General features: G+C 72.0%; 17 protein-coding genes. 3 read left to right on the top strand and 14 right to left on the bottom strand.

From position 1 onward, the window contains the following. Window positions 1-13: 13 nt before the first annotated feature. The 6 genes from AC069R_RS14690 to AC069R_RS14715 all read right to left on the bottom strand — a co-directional run bounded on the left by AC069R_RS14690 (window position 14) and on the right by AC069R_RS14715 (window position 5,244). Window positions 14-499, bottom strand: a complete 486-nt coding sequence (locus AC069R_RS14690) for an Lrp/AsnC family transcriptional regulator (protein ID WP_471060120.1) — start codon at window positions 497-499, stop codon at window positions 14-16. Window positions 500-541: 42 nt separating this feature from the next. Further along, the gene (locus AC069R_RS14695; protein WP_478767254.1) at window positions 542-757 is read right to left on the bottom strand and encodes a hypothetical protein; all 216 of its coding nucleotides are present in this window, start codon (window positions 755-757) and stop codon (window positions 542-544) included. Window positions 758-849: 92 nt separating this feature from the next. Beyond that, window positions 850-1,800, bottom strand: a complete 951-nt coding sequence (locus AC069R_RS14700) for a cytochrome c oxidase assembly protein (RefSeq protein WP_478767252.1) — start codon at window positions 1,798-1,800, stop codon at window positions 850-852. 133 nt (window positions 1,801-1,933) lie between these two features. Beyond that, window positions 1,934-2,959 carry a 6-phosphofructokinase gene (locus AC069R_RS14705; RefSeq protein WP_471060125.1) on the bottom strand — a complete coding sequence of 342 codons (1,026 nt, stop codon included), beginning with the start codon at window positions 2,957-2,959 and terminating at the stop codon, window positions 1,934-1,936. Window positions 2,960-3,255: 296 nt separating this feature from the next. Next, window positions 3,256-3,984 carry a type 1 glutamine amidotransferase gene (locus tag AC069R_RS14710; RefSeq protein WP_070028154.1) on the bottom strand — a complete coding sequence of 243 codons (729 nt, stop codon included), beginning with the start codon at window positions 3,982-3,984 and terminating at the stop codon, window positions 3,256-3,258. Window positions 3,985-4,005: 21 nt separating this feature from the next. Continuing rightward, the gene (locus tag AC069R_RS14715) at window positions 4,006-5,244 is read right to left on the bottom strand and encodes a MurT ligase domain-containing protein (protein ID WP_478767181.1); all 1,239 of its coding nucleotides are present in this window, start codon (window positions 5,242-5,244) and stop codon (window positions 4,006-4,008) included. Between the two features lie 152 nt (window positions 5,245-5,396). Here AC069R_RS14715 and def point away from each other — a divergent pair, with 152 nt between their 5' ends. Continuing rightward, on the top strand, window positions 5,397-5,936 hold the full coding sequence (gene def / locus AC069R_RS14720; protein WP_478767182.1) for a peptide deformylase: 540 nt from the start codon (window positions 5,397-5,399) through the stop codon (window positions 5,934-5,936). A 25-nt stretch (window positions 5,937-5,961) separates the two neighbouring features. On the opposite strand, the gene AC069R_RS14725 is transcribed toward def, so the two are convergent. Then, window positions 5,962-6,606: a TetR/AcrR family transcriptional regulator gene (locus tag AC069R_RS14725; protein ID WP_397987433.1), complete on the bottom strand. Its 645-nt coding sequence runs from the start codon at window positions 6,604-6,606 to the stop codon at window positions 5,962-5,964. 173 nt (window positions 6,607-6,779) lie between these two features. Here AC069R_RS14725 and AC069R_RS14730 point away from each other — a divergent pair, with 173 nt between their 5' ends. Then, window positions 6,780-8,036, top strand: a complete 1,257-nt coding sequence (locus AC069R_RS14730; protein ID WP_478767183.1) for an acyl-CoA dehydrogenase family protein — start codon at window positions 6,780-6,782, stop codon at window positions 8,034-8,036. A gap of 85 nt (window positions 8,037-8,121) precedes the next feature. On the opposite strand, the gene AC069R_RS14735 is transcribed toward AC069R_RS14730, so the two are convergent. The 7 genes from AC069R_RS14735 to AC069R_RS14765 all read right to left on the bottom strand — a co-directional run bounded on the left by AC069R_RS14735 (window position 8,122) and on the right by AC069R_RS14765 (window position 15,420). Continuing rightward, window positions 8,122-8,667: a cupin domain-containing protein gene (locus AC069R_RS14735; RefSeq protein ID WP_397987435.1), complete on the bottom strand. Its 546-nt coding sequence runs from the start codon at window positions 8,665-8,667 to the stop codon at window positions 8,122-8,124. 7 nt (window positions 8,668-8,674) lie between these two features. Continuing rightward, window positions 8,675-9,898: a cytochrome P450 gene (locus AC069R_RS14740; protein ID WP_478767184.1), complete on the bottom strand. Its 1,224-nt coding sequence runs from the start codon at window positions 9,896-9,898 to the stop codon at window positions 8,675-8,677. Further along, the gene (locus AC069R_RS14745) at window positions 9,895-10,959 is read right to left on the bottom strand and encodes a type III polyketide synthase (RefSeq protein ID WP_478767185.1); all 1,065 of its coding nucleotides are present in this window, start codon (window positions 10,957-10,959) and stop codon (window positions 9,895-9,897) included. Before AC069R_RS14745 ends, AC069R_RS14740 begins: the two co-directional genes overlap by 4 nt. A gap of 730 nt (window positions 10,960-11,689) precedes the next feature. Next, the gene (locus AC069R_RS14750; protein WP_397987438.1) at window positions 11,690-11,923 is read right to left on the bottom strand and encodes a DUF6213 family protein; all 234 of its coding nucleotides are present in this window, start codon (window positions 11,921-11,923) and stop codon (window positions 11,690-11,692) included. Window positions 11,924-11,949: 26 nt separating this feature from the next. Then, window positions 11,950-13,335 (bottom strand): NADP-dependent succinic semialdehyde dehydrogenase, encoded by a 1,386-nt coding sequence (locus tag AC069R_RS14755; RefSeq protein WP_478767186.1) that lies wholly within the window; start codon window positions 13,333-13,335, stop codon window positions 11,950-11,952. Window positions 13,336-13,411: 76 nt separating this feature from the next. Continuing rightward, on the bottom strand, window positions 13,412-13,885 hold the full coding sequence (locus AC069R_RS14760; RefSeq protein ID WP_478767187.1) for an NUDIX hydrolase: 474 nt from the start codon (window positions 13,883-13,885) through the stop codon (window positions 13,412-13,414). Continuing rightward, window positions 13,882-15,420, bottom strand: a complete 1,539-nt coding sequence (locus tag AC069R_RS14765; protein ID WP_478767188.1) for an ATP-dependent DNA ligase — start codon at window positions 15,418-15,420, stop codon at window positions 13,882-13,884. Before AC069R_RS14765 ends, AC069R_RS14760 begins: the two co-directional genes overlap by 4 nt. A gap of 206 nt (window positions 15,421-15,626) precedes the next feature. Here AC069R_RS14765 and AC069R_RS14770 point away from each other — a divergent pair, with 206 nt between their 5' ends. After that, a complete protein-coding gene (locus AC069R_RS14770) occupies window positions 15,627-16,202 on the top strand; it encodes a helix-turn-helix domain-containing protein (RefSeq protein WP_478767189.1) in 576 nt (191 codons plus the stop codon). Window positions 16,203-16,205 lie beyond the last annotated feature (3 nt).

Raw genomic sequence — 16,205 nt, forward strand, 5'->3', positions numbered from 1 at the left:
GGTCATCTCCGGGTCATTCGGGGGCCGCCTGGGTGGCACCCGCCTCCGGGCTGTCGGGCAGGAGATGGGAGAGCACCATCACGCTGATCGTCTTCCGGATGAAGGGCACCGTGCGGATCCGCTCCAGCACCTCCTCGAAGTGGTCCACGTCCCGCGCCCGTACGTGCAGCAGCGCGTCCGCGCCGCCGGTCACCGTCATGGCCGCCGTGATCTCCGGATGGTTGCGGACGACCTCCGCGAGGCGCCGGGGCGGGGCCGCGCCCTCGCAGTAGACCTCGACGTACGCCTCCGTGCGCCAGCCGAGCGCGGAGGGCTCCACCGTCGCCGTGAACCCGGTGATCACCCCGGTCTCGCGCAGCCGGTCCACACGCCGCTTGACCGCCGTCGCGGACAGCCCGATCGCCGCCCCGATCTCGGCGAAGCTGCTCCTGGCGTTCGCCATCAGGGCGGTGATGATCTTGCGGTCGAGTTCGTCGAAGGACGCGGTCCTGCTGCTCATGCGGGCAATGTAATCAGCCGGGCGAGCGGGACGCCGGGGCGGCTACGCCCGGATGACGGCCATGGCGAGGGTCAGCAGTGCCAGTACCACCCAGCCGAACCACAGCCGGCCGTCGCCGCCGAGCGCGACCGTGTAGGCGGTCACGGCGACGAGGGTGCCGGCCGTGAGCGCGCCCATCGCCTTGAGGGAGCCATGGGCGCGGCCGTGCGCCAAGCCGTGGGTGGGACCGCGCGTGGAGCCATGGCTGGAACCGGTCATCGCGAGACCCTCCTCCTGGTCCGTCCGACCATGGTGCCCCTCCGGCCGCCCGCAGGGGATACCCCGGACCCGGCTTGGGGGCGCGGCCGGGCTCAGCCCTGGCGGGTGTTCAGCGACGCCAGGTAGGCGTTGTAGTCCGCCAGCTCCTTGTCGCCGTCCCGGTCCGCCTGCCGGTCCTTGCGCTTGGCGTGCCGCTGCTCGGAGCTGTACCACTGGAACAGCAGCGCGATCAGCACCAGTACGGACGGCACCTCGCTGAACGCCCAGGCGATGCCGCCGGCGCTGTTCTGGTCGGAGAGGGGGTCGACGCCGAGCGAGGCGGGCGGGTGCAGGAAGGTGGTCACCATCGGCGTCGACGCCATCATCAGCGCGATGCCGAAGAAGGCGTGGAACGGCATGCCCGCGAACAGCTCCAGCATCCGCATCAGATGGCCCGGCCGGTGCGGGCCCGGATCCACGCCGATGATCGGCCAGAAGAAGACGACACCGACCGCGAGGAAGTGCACCATCATCGCGATGTGCCCGGTCTTCGAGCCCATCAGGAAGTCGAACAGCGGGGTGAAGTAGAGCACGTACAGGCTCGCGATGAACATCGGGATGGTGAACAGCGGGTGCGTGATGACCCGCATGTACCGGCTGTGCAGCAGCATCAGCAGCAGCTCGCGCGGGCCCTTGCGGCCGCGGGCCGCGGTCGGCAGCGCGCGCAGCGCCAGGGTGACCGGGGCGCCGAGCAGGATCAGGATCGGCGACAGCATGCTGATGATCATGTGCTGCACCATGTGCACGCTGAACATGACCATCCCGTAGTCGTTCAGCTTGGTGCACATCACCAGCAGGATGGTGAGCACGCCCGCGACGTACGAGAAGGTGCGGGCCACCGGCCACGCGTCGCCGCGCCGGCGCAGTCGTACGACCCCCCACGCGTACAGGCCGAGCCCGAGCAGGCAGGCGATCAGGAAGAAGGGCTCGGCCGAGAAGGCGAGCCCCCGCCCCAGCGTGAACGGCGGCAGATTCATCACCATGCCGTGCCCGCTGTGATCCATGTGTCCCATGTGATCCATGCGGCGGCTCCTGATTCATGGGGGTTGTACGTTTCTGTCCGCCCATAAGAGTAGGACCGCCCCCGATCATGCCGATGACCGGGGGCGGGTAGTTCAGGACCGGACCAAAGGCGGACTAGAGCACGCACTCCGCCTCGTCGTACCGCTCCACCGGGACCGTCTTCAGGGTCTCCACGGCCTCGGCCAGCGACACCATCACGATGTCGGTGCCGCGCAGCGCCGTCATCATCCCGAACTCGCCCCGGTGCACCGCCTCCACGGCGTGCCAGCCGAAGCGGGTGGCCAGCACCCTGTCGTAGGCGGTCGGCGTGCCGCCGCGCTGCACATGCCCGAGGATGACCGGCCGCGCCTCCTTGCCGAGCCGCTGCTCCAGCTCGATGGAGAGCTGACGGGCGATGCCGGCGAAGCGCTCGTGGCCGTAGACGTCCGTGCCGCCCTCGTCGAACTCCATGGACCCGGCGCGGGGCTTGGCGCCCTCGGCGGCGACCACGATGGCGAACCGCTTGCCCGCCGCGAACCGCGCGCCGACCTTGCGGGTCAACTCCTCGATGTCGAAAGGCCGTTCCGGTACGACGACGGCGTGGGCGCCGGCCGCCATGCCGGAGTGCAGGGCGATCCAGCCGGTGTGCCGGCCCATGACCTCCACGATCAGCACCCGCTGGTGGGACTCGGCGGTGGTCTTCAGCCGGTCCAGGGCCTCGGTCGCCACGGTCACGGCGGTGTCGAAGCCGAAGGTGACATCGGTGACAGCGATGTCATTGTCGATCGTCTTGGGCACGCCCACGATGGGCAGCCCGTTGTCTGACAGCAGCCGGGCCGCCTTCAGGGTGCCCTCGCCGCCGATCGGGATGATCGCGTCCAGACCCAGCTCCGCGACATGCCCCCTGGCCCGCTCGACGCCGTCGCGCAGGTGCTCGGGGCGGACGCGGGAGGAGCCGAGGATGGTGCCGCCGCGGGCCAGGATGCCGCCCACCGCGTCGAGGTCGAGCTTCACGGAGTCGCACTCCAGGAGGCCCTTCCAGCCGTCCCGGAAACCGATGACCTCGTCGCCGTGGTCGGCGACCGCACGGTGCACGACGGACCGGATGACGGCGTTCAGACCGGGGCAGTCGCCGCCGGACGTGAGGACACCAATGCGCATAGCCCGAATTACCTTCTCGAACGTGGGCCGGGAGACCGGACCACGTTGTCCGGCGGATTCCCGGTCACCCTACCGGCGTGAGGGGGTGGCTCCGCAGTGGGCGTCCGCCTGCTGGACGCGCCCGCCCAGATGAGCGGACGAGCCGTCAGGCGGGCCCGCCCATGATCCTGCCGGAAAGCGCTGAGCGGCCCCTGACGCGCGGCTTACGCCGGGTCCCGCGCGGCCGGAACCGGGGCCCGTGCAGCCGTATGCGCGCGGCTGTGCGAACCCCGGATGCCGGTGCGGCCGTGCCGTGCCTAGGCGGGCTGCTGGGCCGCCGCGATGCGCTCCTCGCGCAGGGCGTCGTACCAGCGGTCGTCGATCGGCGGCAGCGCGTTGACGTCGAGCGCCAGCTTCAGCAGCAGGTCGGCGATGAGCGGGTTGCGGGCGAGGACCGGCCCGTGCATGTACGTGCCGAAGACGGTCCCGTTGTACGCGCCCTCCGTGCCGTCCCCGGTGCCGTTGCCCCGGCCGATCTTGGTCCGGGCGAAGGGGCGGGCGGTCGGCCCGAGGTGGGTGACGCCCTGGTGGTTCTCGAAGCCGGTCAGCGGGGGCAGCCCGAGCTGCGGGTCGATGTCGGCGAGCACGTCGCCGACGCACCGCTCGCCCTCGCCGCGCACCGAGACCACGTCGAGCAGGCCGAGGCCCGGCTCGCGCTGGCCGAGGTCGTTGATGAACTCGTGGCCGAGGATCTGGTAGCCGGCGCACACGGAGAAGACGATGGCGCCGTTCTGCACCGCCCGCTGGAGGTGCCCGTCACGGCGCAGCCGCTCGGCGGCGAGCCGCTGCGGACGGTCCTCGCCGCCGCCGATCAGGTAGATGTCACCGGAGGTCGGGATCGGCTGGTCGCTGCGCACGTCGAGCCGGGCCACGTCCAGGCCGCGCTGCCGGGCCCGGCGCTCCACGACGAGGGCGTTGCCCTGGTCGCCGTAGGTGCTCAGCAGATCCGGGTAGATCCACACCAGCCGCAGTTGGTTGTCGCTCATGAGGTGATCGCCCTTCGAAGATCAGTTGCCGACGCGGCGGCGCAGGTCCTGGAACGCGGTGTAGTTCGCGATGACCTCGATCCGGCCCGGTGGGCACAGCTGCACGGCCTGGTCGAGGCTCTCGCAGACCTGGAAGTGCTGGTTCGCGACCTCCAGACGCACCGCGAGGTCCAGCTTGCGGTCGCCGAGCACGAAGATCGGGTGACCGGTGAGCCGGGTGTAGTCGACGTCCCACAGCCAGGAGGTGTCGGTGCCGTCGGCCCCGCGGGCGTTCACGGACAGGATCACCGGGGCGGGCGGCGGGTCGATCAGCGAGAAGGTCTCCAGCCAGCCGGCCGGGTTCTTGGCCAGCAGCAGGCGCAGGTCGCGGTTCTGGAACTGCACGACGTCGTACCGGCCGGCCACCGCCTGCACCTGGTACATCCGCTCCAGGGCGACCTGCGGCGGCACCCCGAAGACGGCGGCGACGGCGGCGGAGCTGGCCGCGTTCGCCTTGTTGGCGCGGCCCGGCAGCTGGAGGTGGATCGGCCAGGCGGAGCCGTGCGGGTCGAGGACGTGGTCCCCGGACAGCGCCCAGCTGGGCGTGGGCCGGCGGAAGCCGCACTCGCCGCAGTACCAGTCGTCGCCGGGGCGCTGCATCACGCCGCCGCAGGACGGACAGGACCAGGCGTCGTCCTTCCACATCTGGCCGGCCGCGACCCAGACCACGTTCGGGGACGAGGAGGCGGCCCACACCACCAGCGGGTCGTCGCAGTTGGCGACGACGACCGCCTTGGAGCCGGCCAGGCCCTCGCGCCAGTTCTCGGCGAGCATCCGGGTCTCGGCGGCGCGGTCGAGCTGGTCGCGGGAGAGGTTCAGCAGCGCGATGCACTTCGGGTCGGTGTCGCGGGCGACCCCGGCCAGGTACTTCTCGTCGACCTCTATGACGCCGAACTTGGCGTCCGAGCCGCCCGCCAGCGCGGAGGTGATACCGGCCGGCATGTTGGCGCCGAGCGCGTTCGACACGACCGGGCCCGCGGCGCGCAGCGCCTCCGCGATGAGCCGGGTGGTGGTGGTCTTGCCGTTGGTGGCGGACACCAGCACGACGTCCAGGTTCTGGGCCAGCCGCGCCAGGAGGTCGGGGTCGAGCCGCAGCGCGATCTTCCCCCCGATCACCGACCCGCTGCCCCGTCCGGCGGCCCGCGATGCCGCCGCGACCGCCTTGCCCGCGGTCACGGCCAGCTTGGCCCGCGGCGTGAGCGGGTCCGAGTTGCCTGCCATCAGTTCTCGATCCTCCTTGCGTACGCGCCGCGCCTGGGGCCATCCGGCAACGTGGTGTGAACCCTCAGCCTATCGAGATCCATTCGCACACCCGAATCCGGTCCGCACCCACTGCGACGGGCATGAGCTGAACGAACCGTACCCTTGCCGCCATGCGACACGGTTCCATTCCGGGCGTCCACGGGCGCGTCCGGCCCCTCACCCTGCTCGGCGACCCCGCTCTGCGCGAACGCTGCGGGGACGTCACCGACTTCGGCCCCGAGCTGGCGGCGCTCGTGCAGGACCTGTTCGCCACGATGTACGCGGCCCGCGGGGTGGGCCTGGCCGCGAATCAGATCGGGGTGCCGCTGCGGGTGTTCGTCTACGACTGCCCGGACGACGACGATGTCCGGCATCTCGGACATGTGGTGAACCCGCGGCTGGTGGCGGCGGACGGGATCGTGCTGCGCGGCCCCGAGGGCTGCCTGTCCCTGCCGGGCCTGGAGGCGGGCACCGAGCGGTACGACCACGCGGTGGTCGAGGGTTTCACGGTCGCCGGCGAGCCCGTCACCGTCCACGGCACGGGCTTCTTCGCGCGCTGCCTCCAGCACGAGTGCGACCACCTGGAGGGCCGGGTCTACGCGGACCGGGTGACGGGATGGCGGCGGCGCCGGCTGGAGCGGCAGATCGGGCGGGCCTCCTGGAGCCGGTGACCCCGCGGGGGCCGGCAGCGGCGGCTCAGAACCCCGGCCCGCCCACCCGGTCCCCGGCGGCCGCGAGCCGCCCCCACAGCAGGTCGGCCAGGGAGCGCACCAACTCGGCGCGGGAGCAGGGGCGTTCGCCGAGCCACCAGTCGCCGGCCGCGTGCATCATCCCGACGATGCCGTGCCCCCACACCCGCGCGAGCTGCTGGCTGCCGGGGCCGAGGTCCACCCGCTCCTCGATGACCTGGGCCAGCTCCTCGCCCATCCGCCGCAGCAGCGGGGCGCTGTGCTTGCCGACGTCGAAGCCCTGGTCGGCGCCGGTGCTGCCCTCGGAGGGGTGCATCAGGAACCGGTACACCTGGGGCCGCGCCTCGATGGCGGCTAGGTAGGTGTCCAGCGTGGACTCCACCCGCTCGCGCCGGTCCGCCGGGGCGTCGAGCGCGGCGCGCAGGGAGGAGAGCAGGGCGTCGGTGTGCCGCTTGGCGAGCGCGGCGTAGAGTCCGCCCTTGTCGCCGAAGTGCCGGTAGAGGATGGGCTTGGTGATCCCCGCCTCGGCGGCGATCGCGTTCATCGACGCCTGCGGGCCGTCGCGGAGCACCACCCGGTCGGCGGCCTCCAGCAGCTCGCGCCGGCGGCGGTCGGCGGACCGCTGCTGATCGGTCCGCTGTGTGGTGTCCATGAGTGCTCTCTCCCCACCCGTGTTGATTCGGTGACGCCTGCGCAAACTAGCACTCACCGGGCCGCTGACATCGAACGGGATACCGAGAGGTCAGCGCAGGTTGACTTTTCCTACCCGTCAGTAACAGACTCTGGTTACCGCAAGTAACACATCGTACCGCCGCTGGAGGGGACATGGCCGAGTTCACCATGGAGCTGAACGACGAGCAGAAGGAAGTCCGGGACTGGCTCCATGGCTTCGCCGCCGAGGTGATCCGGCCCGCGGCCGCCGAGTGGGACGAGCGCGAGGAGACCCCCTGGCCGGTCATCCAGGAGGCGGCGAAGGTCGGCATCTACTCCCTCGACTTCTACGCGCAGCAGTACTTCGACCCCACCGGCCTCGGCATCCCGATGGCCATGGAGGAGCTGTTCTGGGGCGACGCGGGGATAGCCCTGTCCATCGTGGGCACCGGCCTGGCCGCGGTGGGCGTGCTCGCCAACGGCACCGAGGAGCAGATCGGCACCTGGATCCCGCAGATGTACGGCGACGCCACCGATGTCAAGGTCGCCGCGTTCTGCTCCTCCGAGCCAGACGCCGGCTCCGACGTGGCCTCCATGCGCACGCGCGCGGTGTACGACGAGGCCAGGGACGAGTGGGTGATCAACGGCACGAAGACCTGGGCGACCAACGGCGGCATCGCCAACGTCCATGTCGTCGTCGCCAGCGTCGACCCGGAGCTGGGCTCCAAGGGCCACGCCTCCTTCATCATTCCGCCGGGCACCAAGGGCCTCGCGCAGGGGCAGAAGTTCAAGAAGCACGGCATCCGCGCCTCGCACACCGCCGAGGTCGTGCTCGACAACGTGCGGGTGCCCGGCTCCTGCCTGCTCGGCGGCAAGGAGAAGCTGGACGAACGGCTGGCGCGCGCCCGCGAGAAGGCGAAGGCCGCCGGCGGCGTGGGGGTACCCCCGGCCGAAGGCTGGGGGAGGGTGAAGAACGCGGCGATGGCCACGTTCGAGGCGTCCCGGCCGGCCGTCGGCGCGATGGCCGTGGGCACCGCTCGGGCCGCGTACGAGATCGCGCTCGAATACGCCAAGTCCCGCGAGCAGTTCGGGCGGCCCATCATCGACAACCAGGGTGTCGCGTTCCAGCTCGCCGACATGCGAACGGCAATCGACGCGGCGCGGCTGCTGGTGTGGCGGGCGTCCTGGATGGCCATCAACGGCAAGAAGTTCACGGCGGCCGAGGGCTCGATGTCGAAGCTGTTCGCCAGCGAGACCGCGAAGAAGGTGACCGCGCAGGCGATCCAGATCCTGGGCGGGAACGGGTACACGCGGGAGTACCCGGTGGAGCGGATGCACCGGGACGCGGCGATCTACACGATCTTCGAGGGGACGAGCGAGATCCAGCGGCTCGTCATCGCGCGGACGCTTTCGGGAATGCCGATCCGGTAGCGCACATGGGGAACCGCGCGATCCCGGCTGCCCGCCGGCAGCGGCTGTTCGCGCGGTTCCCCGCGCCCTTCGCGGGGCGCTCGACTCACCTGTGCCGCAAAGGCGTGAGCTGCTCGATGTCGTACTTCAGGCGCAGCGCCTCAATGGCTTCCTGGTCGGGCGGGCCGCCGTCGCGGAGGATTTCGAGGAGTTCCTCGAAATAGCGCTCGTGGTCGGGCGGCGGGCTCGCCTGGAAGAACATCTTGGCGGGAGAGTCCGTGGGGTTCGCGAAGGCGTGCGGGCAGCCGGGGGGTACGACGATGACCGTGCCCGGAGTCGCCCGGACCACCCGGTTGCCCGAACTCGACTCCCACTTCTTCCAGTTGTCGGGGGTGCGGATGCGAGGCTCGAAGGCGAGCACGTCCAGCTCGCCCTCCAGCACGTAGAACAACTCCTCGCTGCGGGTGTGCACATGGGCGCCGACGTCGAAGCCCGGCGGGACCTCCACCTCGAAGGTGGAGGCCATCCGCGAGTGCGTGCCGGTGACCTTGAACGTGACCCGCTGTGCGGGCGTCTCCACCACCCGGCCCTGGCCGGGCGGCACGAGCAGCCCGTCGACCGATGCCGATGTCAGCCCTTCGATCGTCGTCATCGCCGGCTCACCACATCACGGGCAGGGCCTCGGGACCGCGGATCAGCGCGCCCTTCTTGAAGGGCACCTCCGCGGGCGGTACGGCCAGCTTCAGCCCCGGAATCCGGTCCAGCAGCGCGTCGACCAGCAGCTCGGACTCCAGCCGGGCGAGCTGCCCGCCCGGACAGTAGTGCGGCCCGAAGCCGAAGGACACATGCGGGTTGGGGCAGCGGGAAAAGTCGATCTCCTCCGGGTCGGGGAAGACCTCCGGGTCGCGGTTGGCGGCCAGGTACGAGACGTAGACCGCGTCGCCCGCGCGGATGCGCACGCCCCTGATCTCCACGTCCTCCAGGGCGATCCGGGACAGGCCGACCGCGTTGCGGTGCGGGATGTACCGCAGCAGCTCGTCGATCGCCCGCGGCCGGATCTCCGGTTCGGCGCGCAGTCGTTCGGCCAACTCCGGGCGGGTCAGCAGCAGATAGAACATCTGCCCGCTGTTGTTGGTGACCGCCTCGCCGCCGATCTGGAGCAGGACGGCGAGCCCGACGGCCTCCTCCAGGGTGACCTCGCCCCGGCTCACGGCGGCGCCCAGCAGCGAGGTGACGTCCTCGCCCGTACCGCTCCCGCGCGCCCCGATGAGGCCGGAGAAGTACGCGCTCATCTCACGCTTGGCCCGCTCACTGACCTCCTTGCCGTGCGCGGAGGACAGGATCAGCTGGGTCCACTCGTGCATGTCGTGCCGGTCGGCGGCCGGGACGCCCATCAGCTCGCAGATCACCGCGATGGGGAACGGGCTGAGGATCGCCGCCGTCAGATCGGCCGGCGGACCGTCGCCGAGGAGCTGGTCGATCAGCTCGTCCAGCATGCCGCGCGCCTTCTCGCGCACCCGCTCCACACCCTTGGCGGTGAACGCCGCGGTGACCGAGCGGCGCAGCCGCGTGTGGTCGGGCGGGTCGAGGAAGCCGACCGCGCCGCGGTCCGGTATGAAGTGCGGGGCGAGCCGGGTGACCGGCTTGTCCATGACCGCCTCGCGGCCGAAGCGCGGGTCGTTGGTCACCATGCGCACGTCGTCGTACCGGGTGACCAGCCACGCCCAGCCCTCGCCGTTGGGCAGCTGGATGCGGGTGACCGGGCCCTCGCGCATCAGCTCGGCGAGCACCGGGTCGAAGTCGGTTCCGGTGAGGTCGAGCGCCGGCCACTGGCGGACCGGCGGCACGGCCTCGGTGAGCGTCGCCTCCTCGGTCTCCGTCATCGCCCGCCCCCGTCGCCGTCGGTCCAGCGGCCGACCGTCATCTCGGCGGTGATGCCGGGGCCGAAGCCCGCGAGCAGTCCGCGCGCCCGCTCCTCGGCGCCGCCCTCGTCGAACAGCCGGCGCAGCGCGTCCAGGACGACGGCGCTCGCGATGTTGCCGTACTCGGTGAGCGTGGAGCGGCTGAAGCGGAACGCGTTCGGCTCGACCTCCAGGAACTTGCTGAGGTCGTCGAGGATGCGGGGGCCGCCGGCGTGGATGATGTAGAAGTCCAGGTCGGTGGCGTCCCAGCCGTGGTTGCCCGCCAGGTCCTTCAGGGCCGGGGCGAGCGGCTCCATGGTGGTCGGCACCCGCTTGTCCAGCAGGAAGTGGAAGCCGGTGGCCCGGACGTCGTAGGCGATCCAGTCCTCGGTCTTCGGGATCAGGTAGGAGCCGTTGCGCTCCAGCTTGACGCCCCGGCCGCCGCGTCCGCGCACCACGGCGGCGGCGATGCCGTCGCCGAACAGGCCGTTGGACAGCAGCGAGCCGACGCCCAGGTCGGTGGGCTGGTAGCACAGCGAGCAGAACTCGCAGGCCACGATCAGCGCGTTGGCGTTCGGGTACGCCGTGCAGAAGTCGTGGGCCCGGTTGATCGCCGCGCCGCCGGCCGCGCAGCCCAGCTGGGCGATGGGCAGCTGACGGGTGGTGCTGTCGAAGTCCATCTCGTTGATCAGCCAGGCCGTGAGCGAGGGCATCATGAAGCCCGTGCACGACACGTAGATGATCACGTCGATGTCGGTGGTGAGGAGTTCGGCGTCGTCCAGCGCCCGCTGGATCACCGCGGGGACGCGGGCCTTCGCCTCGGCCTCGTAGAGCTTGTTGCGGTCCTCGAAGCCGGGGTGCTTGAGGGTCTCCTCGATGGGCTGCACGATGTGCCGGGTCTTCACGCCGGTGTTCTCGATGAGCCTCAGTGCCAGCGCCAGTTGAGGGTGGTCCGCGTGGCGGGAGCGCGCCAGCTCCAGCGTCTCCTCCATCGTGATCACGTGCTCCGGGACCGATACCGAGGGTCTGCACAAAGTCGCCATGAACCGTCCCTGCTTTCCGCGTGTCCGGAGGGCCTTCACCCACCGGTCAGAAGGTGGTTCACCTCAGGAGGTGCTTCACCCACCGTCACCCGTGAGGACCACGATCTCGCGCTGGGTTACTCCGAATCGGGGATGCCCGGTCGGGCCCGGAGGAGGACTTCCGGCGCCGGACGGGGGAAAAATCCACGCCGGCCGTTACCGCGAAAGCCCTGCTGGGGACGGCCGCCGGGGCCCTCGCCCCCGGACCCGGTGGCCGACCGCGCCGGGGCGCTCGCCGAACGGGGCACGGCGGCCGGGTGGAGCCGGGTCAGGCGGACGGTATTCCGGACGCGTCCGGGCTCGGCGGCGGGGCCTACGCCTTGGCGGCCCGCCTGCCGCAGGTCGCCGGTGCTCCCCGTCCGGGGAGGGGTGCCGAGGGTGTGGCCCGGCGGGTGGCCGGCGTGTCCGCCGGCTGGATGGTGTCCGCGTCGGCGGCTGCGTCACCGCGGCGGGCCGTCCGGGGAGAAGTGCCGAGGGTGTGGCCCTGAGCACGGGCGGCGTGAGGGCCGGCACCGTTGTCGGCGTCCTCTCGGTGCGCCGCCCGCCGGGCACCCCGGCCCGCGGGACCGGGGCACCTTCCGGTTCCAACGGCGTGCTCCGCTGCGCCGCGAAGGACAGCGGCCCTGGGGCGAGTTGCCGGGCACGCGCCCGCGGCGCGAGGCCGCTTTGGCGCTCGCCGCGCCGCCGCGGGCTACGGCGCTCCGCTGCTGTGCGCGATGCACGCCACGTCGATACGGTCGGCCAGTTTGGCGAGTTCGATGGTCAGCTCGGCCACCGTGTCCTCGTCCAGCCGCTGTTCACCGGTCTCGACCAGCCGCAGCCAGCGTCCGCCCACGGTCCGCAACAACTTGCTCACATCGGCGGCGGCCACCTGAAGGGTTCCGTGGTCGTCGACGATCAGAGGCAGAGTCACTTCGCGGTTCACAAAAGAAGATGGTAGCCGCGCATACCTCACGCACTCTGCCAAACCGTGGTGATGTTGCAGAACTCCCGCATTCCGTGCCCGGACAGCTCACGCCCGTACCCCGAGCGCTTCACACCGCCGAAGGGGAACGCCGGATGGGAGGCGGTCATCCCGTTGACGTACACCGCCCCGGCCTCCAGGTCCCGCGCGAACCGCTCGACTTCGCTCTCCTCGCGCGTCCACACATTCGAACTCAGTCCGAACGGGGAGTCGTTGGCGATGAGCAGCGCCTCGTCCAGGTCGTCGGCCCGGTACAGCGTGGCGACCGGGCCGAACGCCTCCTCCCGGTGGACGCGCATCTCGCGGGTGATGCCGGCGAGCACGGTCGGCGGGTAGTACCAGCCGGGCCCGTCGGGGCGGGCGCCGCCGCACAGCACCTCGGCGCCGCCGCGCCGCGCGTCGTCGACCAGCTCCTCCAGGTCCGCGCGGCCCTGCTCGCTGGAGAGCGGCCCGACCTCGGTGTCCTCCTCCAGCGGGTCGCCGACCTTGAGGGCCTTCATCCCGGCGACGAACCGCTCGGCGAACGCGTCGTAGACATCGCTGTGCACGATGAACCGCTTGGCGGCGATGCAGGACTGCCCGTTGTTCTGCACGCGCGCGGTCACCGCGACCTCGGCGGCCCGGTCGAGGTCGGCGGAGGGCATGACCACGAACGGGTCGCTGCCGCCCAGCTCCAGGACCGTCTTCTTGATCATCTCCCCGGCCGTGGAGGCGACCGCCCGGCCCGCGGGCTCGCTGCCGGTGAGGGTGGCCGCCTTGACCCGCTCGTCGCGCAGGATGTCGTCCACCGCGGCGGAGCCGATCAGCAGCGTCTGGAAACAGCCCTCCGTGAAGCCCGCCCGGTGGAACAGGTCCTCCAGGTACAGGGCGGTCTGCGGGACGTTGGAGGCGTGCTTGAGCAGGCCCACGTTGCCCGCCATCAGCGCGGGCGCGGCGAACCGGATCACCTGCCAGAGCGGGAAGTTCCAGGGCATCACCGCGAGCACGGGGCCCAGCGGCTGGTAGCGGACCCGTACCCGCGTCGCCCCGGAGTCGCGGACGTCCGCCTCGGCGGGCTCCTCGTCGGCGAGCAGGGCCTCGGCGTGCTCCGCGTACCAGCGCATGGCCTTGGCGCACTTGGCGGCCTCGGCGCGGGCCTGCTTGACCGGCTTGCCCATCTCGGTCGTCATGACCCTGCCGATCTCCTGCTGGTCCTCGTCCAGCAGATCGGCGGCCCGCTTCAGCAGCCGGGCGCGCTCGGCGAACGGGGTCGTCCGGTACGTGCGGAACGTGGCCTCGGCGAGCTGGAGCCGGCGTTCCAGCTCCTCCTCGCCCATGGCCTCGTACGTCTTGAGCGTCTCGCCGTTCGCCGGGTTCACCGTCGCGATGGGCATGGCTGACCTCCCTGGAAGCGGGCTGTGCTTCGACCTTCGCGCGCGGCCCGCCGGGGCGCAACGCCAGGTCGCCTGTTCAGCCCGAGTGCTCCGCCAGCCGGTCGAGAAACGCGGCCTGCGCCGTGATGATCACCTCGCGGGCCCGCGCCAGGCCGAGCCAGGCCACCCGGTCCAGCTCCGGGAACCGCGCCTGCCGCCCCGAGCGCGGGGGCCACTCCATGGTGAAGGTGCCGGGGCTGAACCCGGACAGGTCCGGGTCGCCGCGCAGCGCCCAGGCCGTGACGACCTTGCCGTTCTTCTGCACGACCTCGCCGAGCGGTACGGCCTCCCCGTCGGGCGGCGCGAGGCCCAGCTCCTCCCGGAACTCCCGGCGGGCCGCCTCCCACGGAGGCTCGTCGCCCTCGTACTCGCCCTTGGGGACGGTCCAGGCGCCGGCCTCCTTCTTCGCCCACAGCGGGCCGCCCATGTGGCCGAGCAGCACCTGGAGACCGTCGCCGGTGTGCCGGTACACCAGCAGTCCCGCGCTGCGCTTCGTCGTACGCACCGTCACGGTGTGACCTCCGGGTGGGCCGCGAGCAGGGCCTCCACGGTATCGGCCTCGGCGGGGCTCTTGTCCTCGCGGTAGCGGAGCACGCGGGCGAAGCGCAGGGTGACGCCGGCCGGGTAGCGGGAGGAGCGCTGGAGGCCGTCGTAGGCGATCTCCACGACGAGTTCGGGGCGCACCCGGACCGTCCAGCCGTCGTCCTCGACCGCCAGTTCCCGCAGCCGCTCGGTCTGCCAGGCGAGCAGGGCGTCCGTCATGCCCTTGAAGGTCTTGCCGAGCATCGCGAAGCCGCCGTCCGCGGTGCGGGCGCCGAGGTGCAGGTTGGAGAGCCTGCCGGTGCGTCTGCCGTGGCCCCACTCGGCGGCCAGCACCACCAGGTCGAGGGTGTGCACCGGCTTGACCTTGAGCCAGGCGGCGCCGCGCCGGCCCGCGCTGTAGGGGGCGGCCAGCGACTTCACCACCACGCCCTCGTGGCCGCGGGCCAGCGTGTCGGCGAGGAAGCGCTGCGCCGCCGGGATGTCCGCGGGGCCCTCGGCCAGGGTGCGCCGTACCCGCATCGGCTCGGGCACCAGCCGGGCCAGCTCCGCGTGCCGCTCGGCGAAGGGCAGGTCGAGCAGATCCCGGTCGCCGGCGGCGAGGACGTCGAAGAAGACGGGGGAGACGGGCACCGCCTCGGCCGCCCGCGCCACGTCCGTGCGGGAGCCGACGCGGCCCGCGGTCTCCTGGAAGGACCGGGGCCGGCCGGCCGCGTCGAAGGAGATCACCTCGCCGTCCAGGATGAACCGGTCGCCGGTCAACTCCAGTGCGGCGGCCGTCACTTCGGGCAGCCGGGCGGTGATGTCGTCCAAGGTGCGGGTGTGCACGCGGACCGAATCGCCGTCCCGGTGCACCTGCACCCGGATGCCGTCCAGTTTCTCCTCCACCGCACAGGCGCCCAGCTTCTCCACGGCTTCGGCGACGGAGGACGCGCTGTGCGCCAGCATCGGCTGCACCGGCCGGCCGACGGTGAGCCGGAACCGGTCGAGCGCGGCGGGTCCCTCGCCCAGCAGGGCGCGGGCGACGGTCTGGAGCGAGCCGGACAGCATCACCGCCCGCCGTACGTCCTGCGCCGCCGCGCCGGTCGCCCGCGCGAGGCCCTCCAGCGCGACGGCGTCCAGGGCGCCCTGGCGGACCTCGCCGGTGAGCAGGCCCAGCAGGAAGCGCTGCTCGGGCTCGGTGGCCGCGCCCATCAGGGCGCCGACGAGCCGGGCGCGCTCGGCCTGGGCACCGGCCCCGGACACCCGGCCCAGCTCGGTGAGGGCGGCGTCGACCTCGCGGACGGTGAGGGCGGGTTCGGCGGCCGGCGGCACCCGCTGTCCCAGCACCTTCCAGCCGACGCCGAGCCGTCCCTGCGGCAGCCGCCCGGCGAGATACGGGATCACGACCGGCACGTCCTCCGCGTCCGCCTCCCTGAACAACTCGGCGAGCAACGCGACCTTCCGCGACCTGGCCGCCGTCGCCGCCACCTGACCCGAGACCTCCGCGAGCCGACTGAGCAACATGCCCTCAGAGTGCCGCAGGGCTCCGCCCGGCGCGCGGTGCGGGCGCGGTGCCCGGCGGGGCGGGCGCGCTGTCCGTGGGATGCGCCGCCGGTCGCGGGTCGGTCGCGGGTCGGTCGTGGCCGGTCGCGCGGTTCCCCCACACCCATCGGAGTGATCCTTGGGTTTGCGGGATTGACAACCCGGTGTGCCGAAATTGCAATGGCCGTATGAGCACCGAAGACGTCCTGACCGCAGTGGGCCCCCGGCTGCGCCGGATCCGCAAGGAGCGGGAGGTGACCCTGGCGGCACTGTCCCATTCCACCGGCATCTCCGTGAGCACGCTGTCCCGGCTGGAGTCCGGGCTGCGCAGGCCCAGCCTGGAGCTGCTGCTGCCGATCGCCCAGGCCCACCAGGTCCCGCTGGACGAACTCGTCGGCGCGCCGCCCGTCGGCGACCCCCGCGTGCGCGCCGAGCCGCTGCGGCGAGGCGGCCGTACCTTCTGGCCGCTGACCCGCCAGCCCGGCGGCCTCCAGGCCTACAAGGTGCTCGAACCCAAACGCACCGGGGAGCCCGAGCCGCGCACCCACGAGGGGTACGAGTGGCTGTACGTGCTGTCCGGCCGCCTGCGACTGGTGCTCGGCGAGCACGACGTCGTGCTGTCGGCGGGCGAGGCGGCCGAGTTCGACACCCGTGTGCCGCACTGGTTCGGGTCGGCGGGGCAGGGCCCGGTGGAGTTCCTGAGCCTGTTCGGGCCGCAGGGGGAGCGGATGCATGTGCGGGCGCGCCCGGCCGCGCGCGGATGAGCC

It is taken from the genome of Streptomyces sp. NPDC043952, assembly GCF_056435325.1.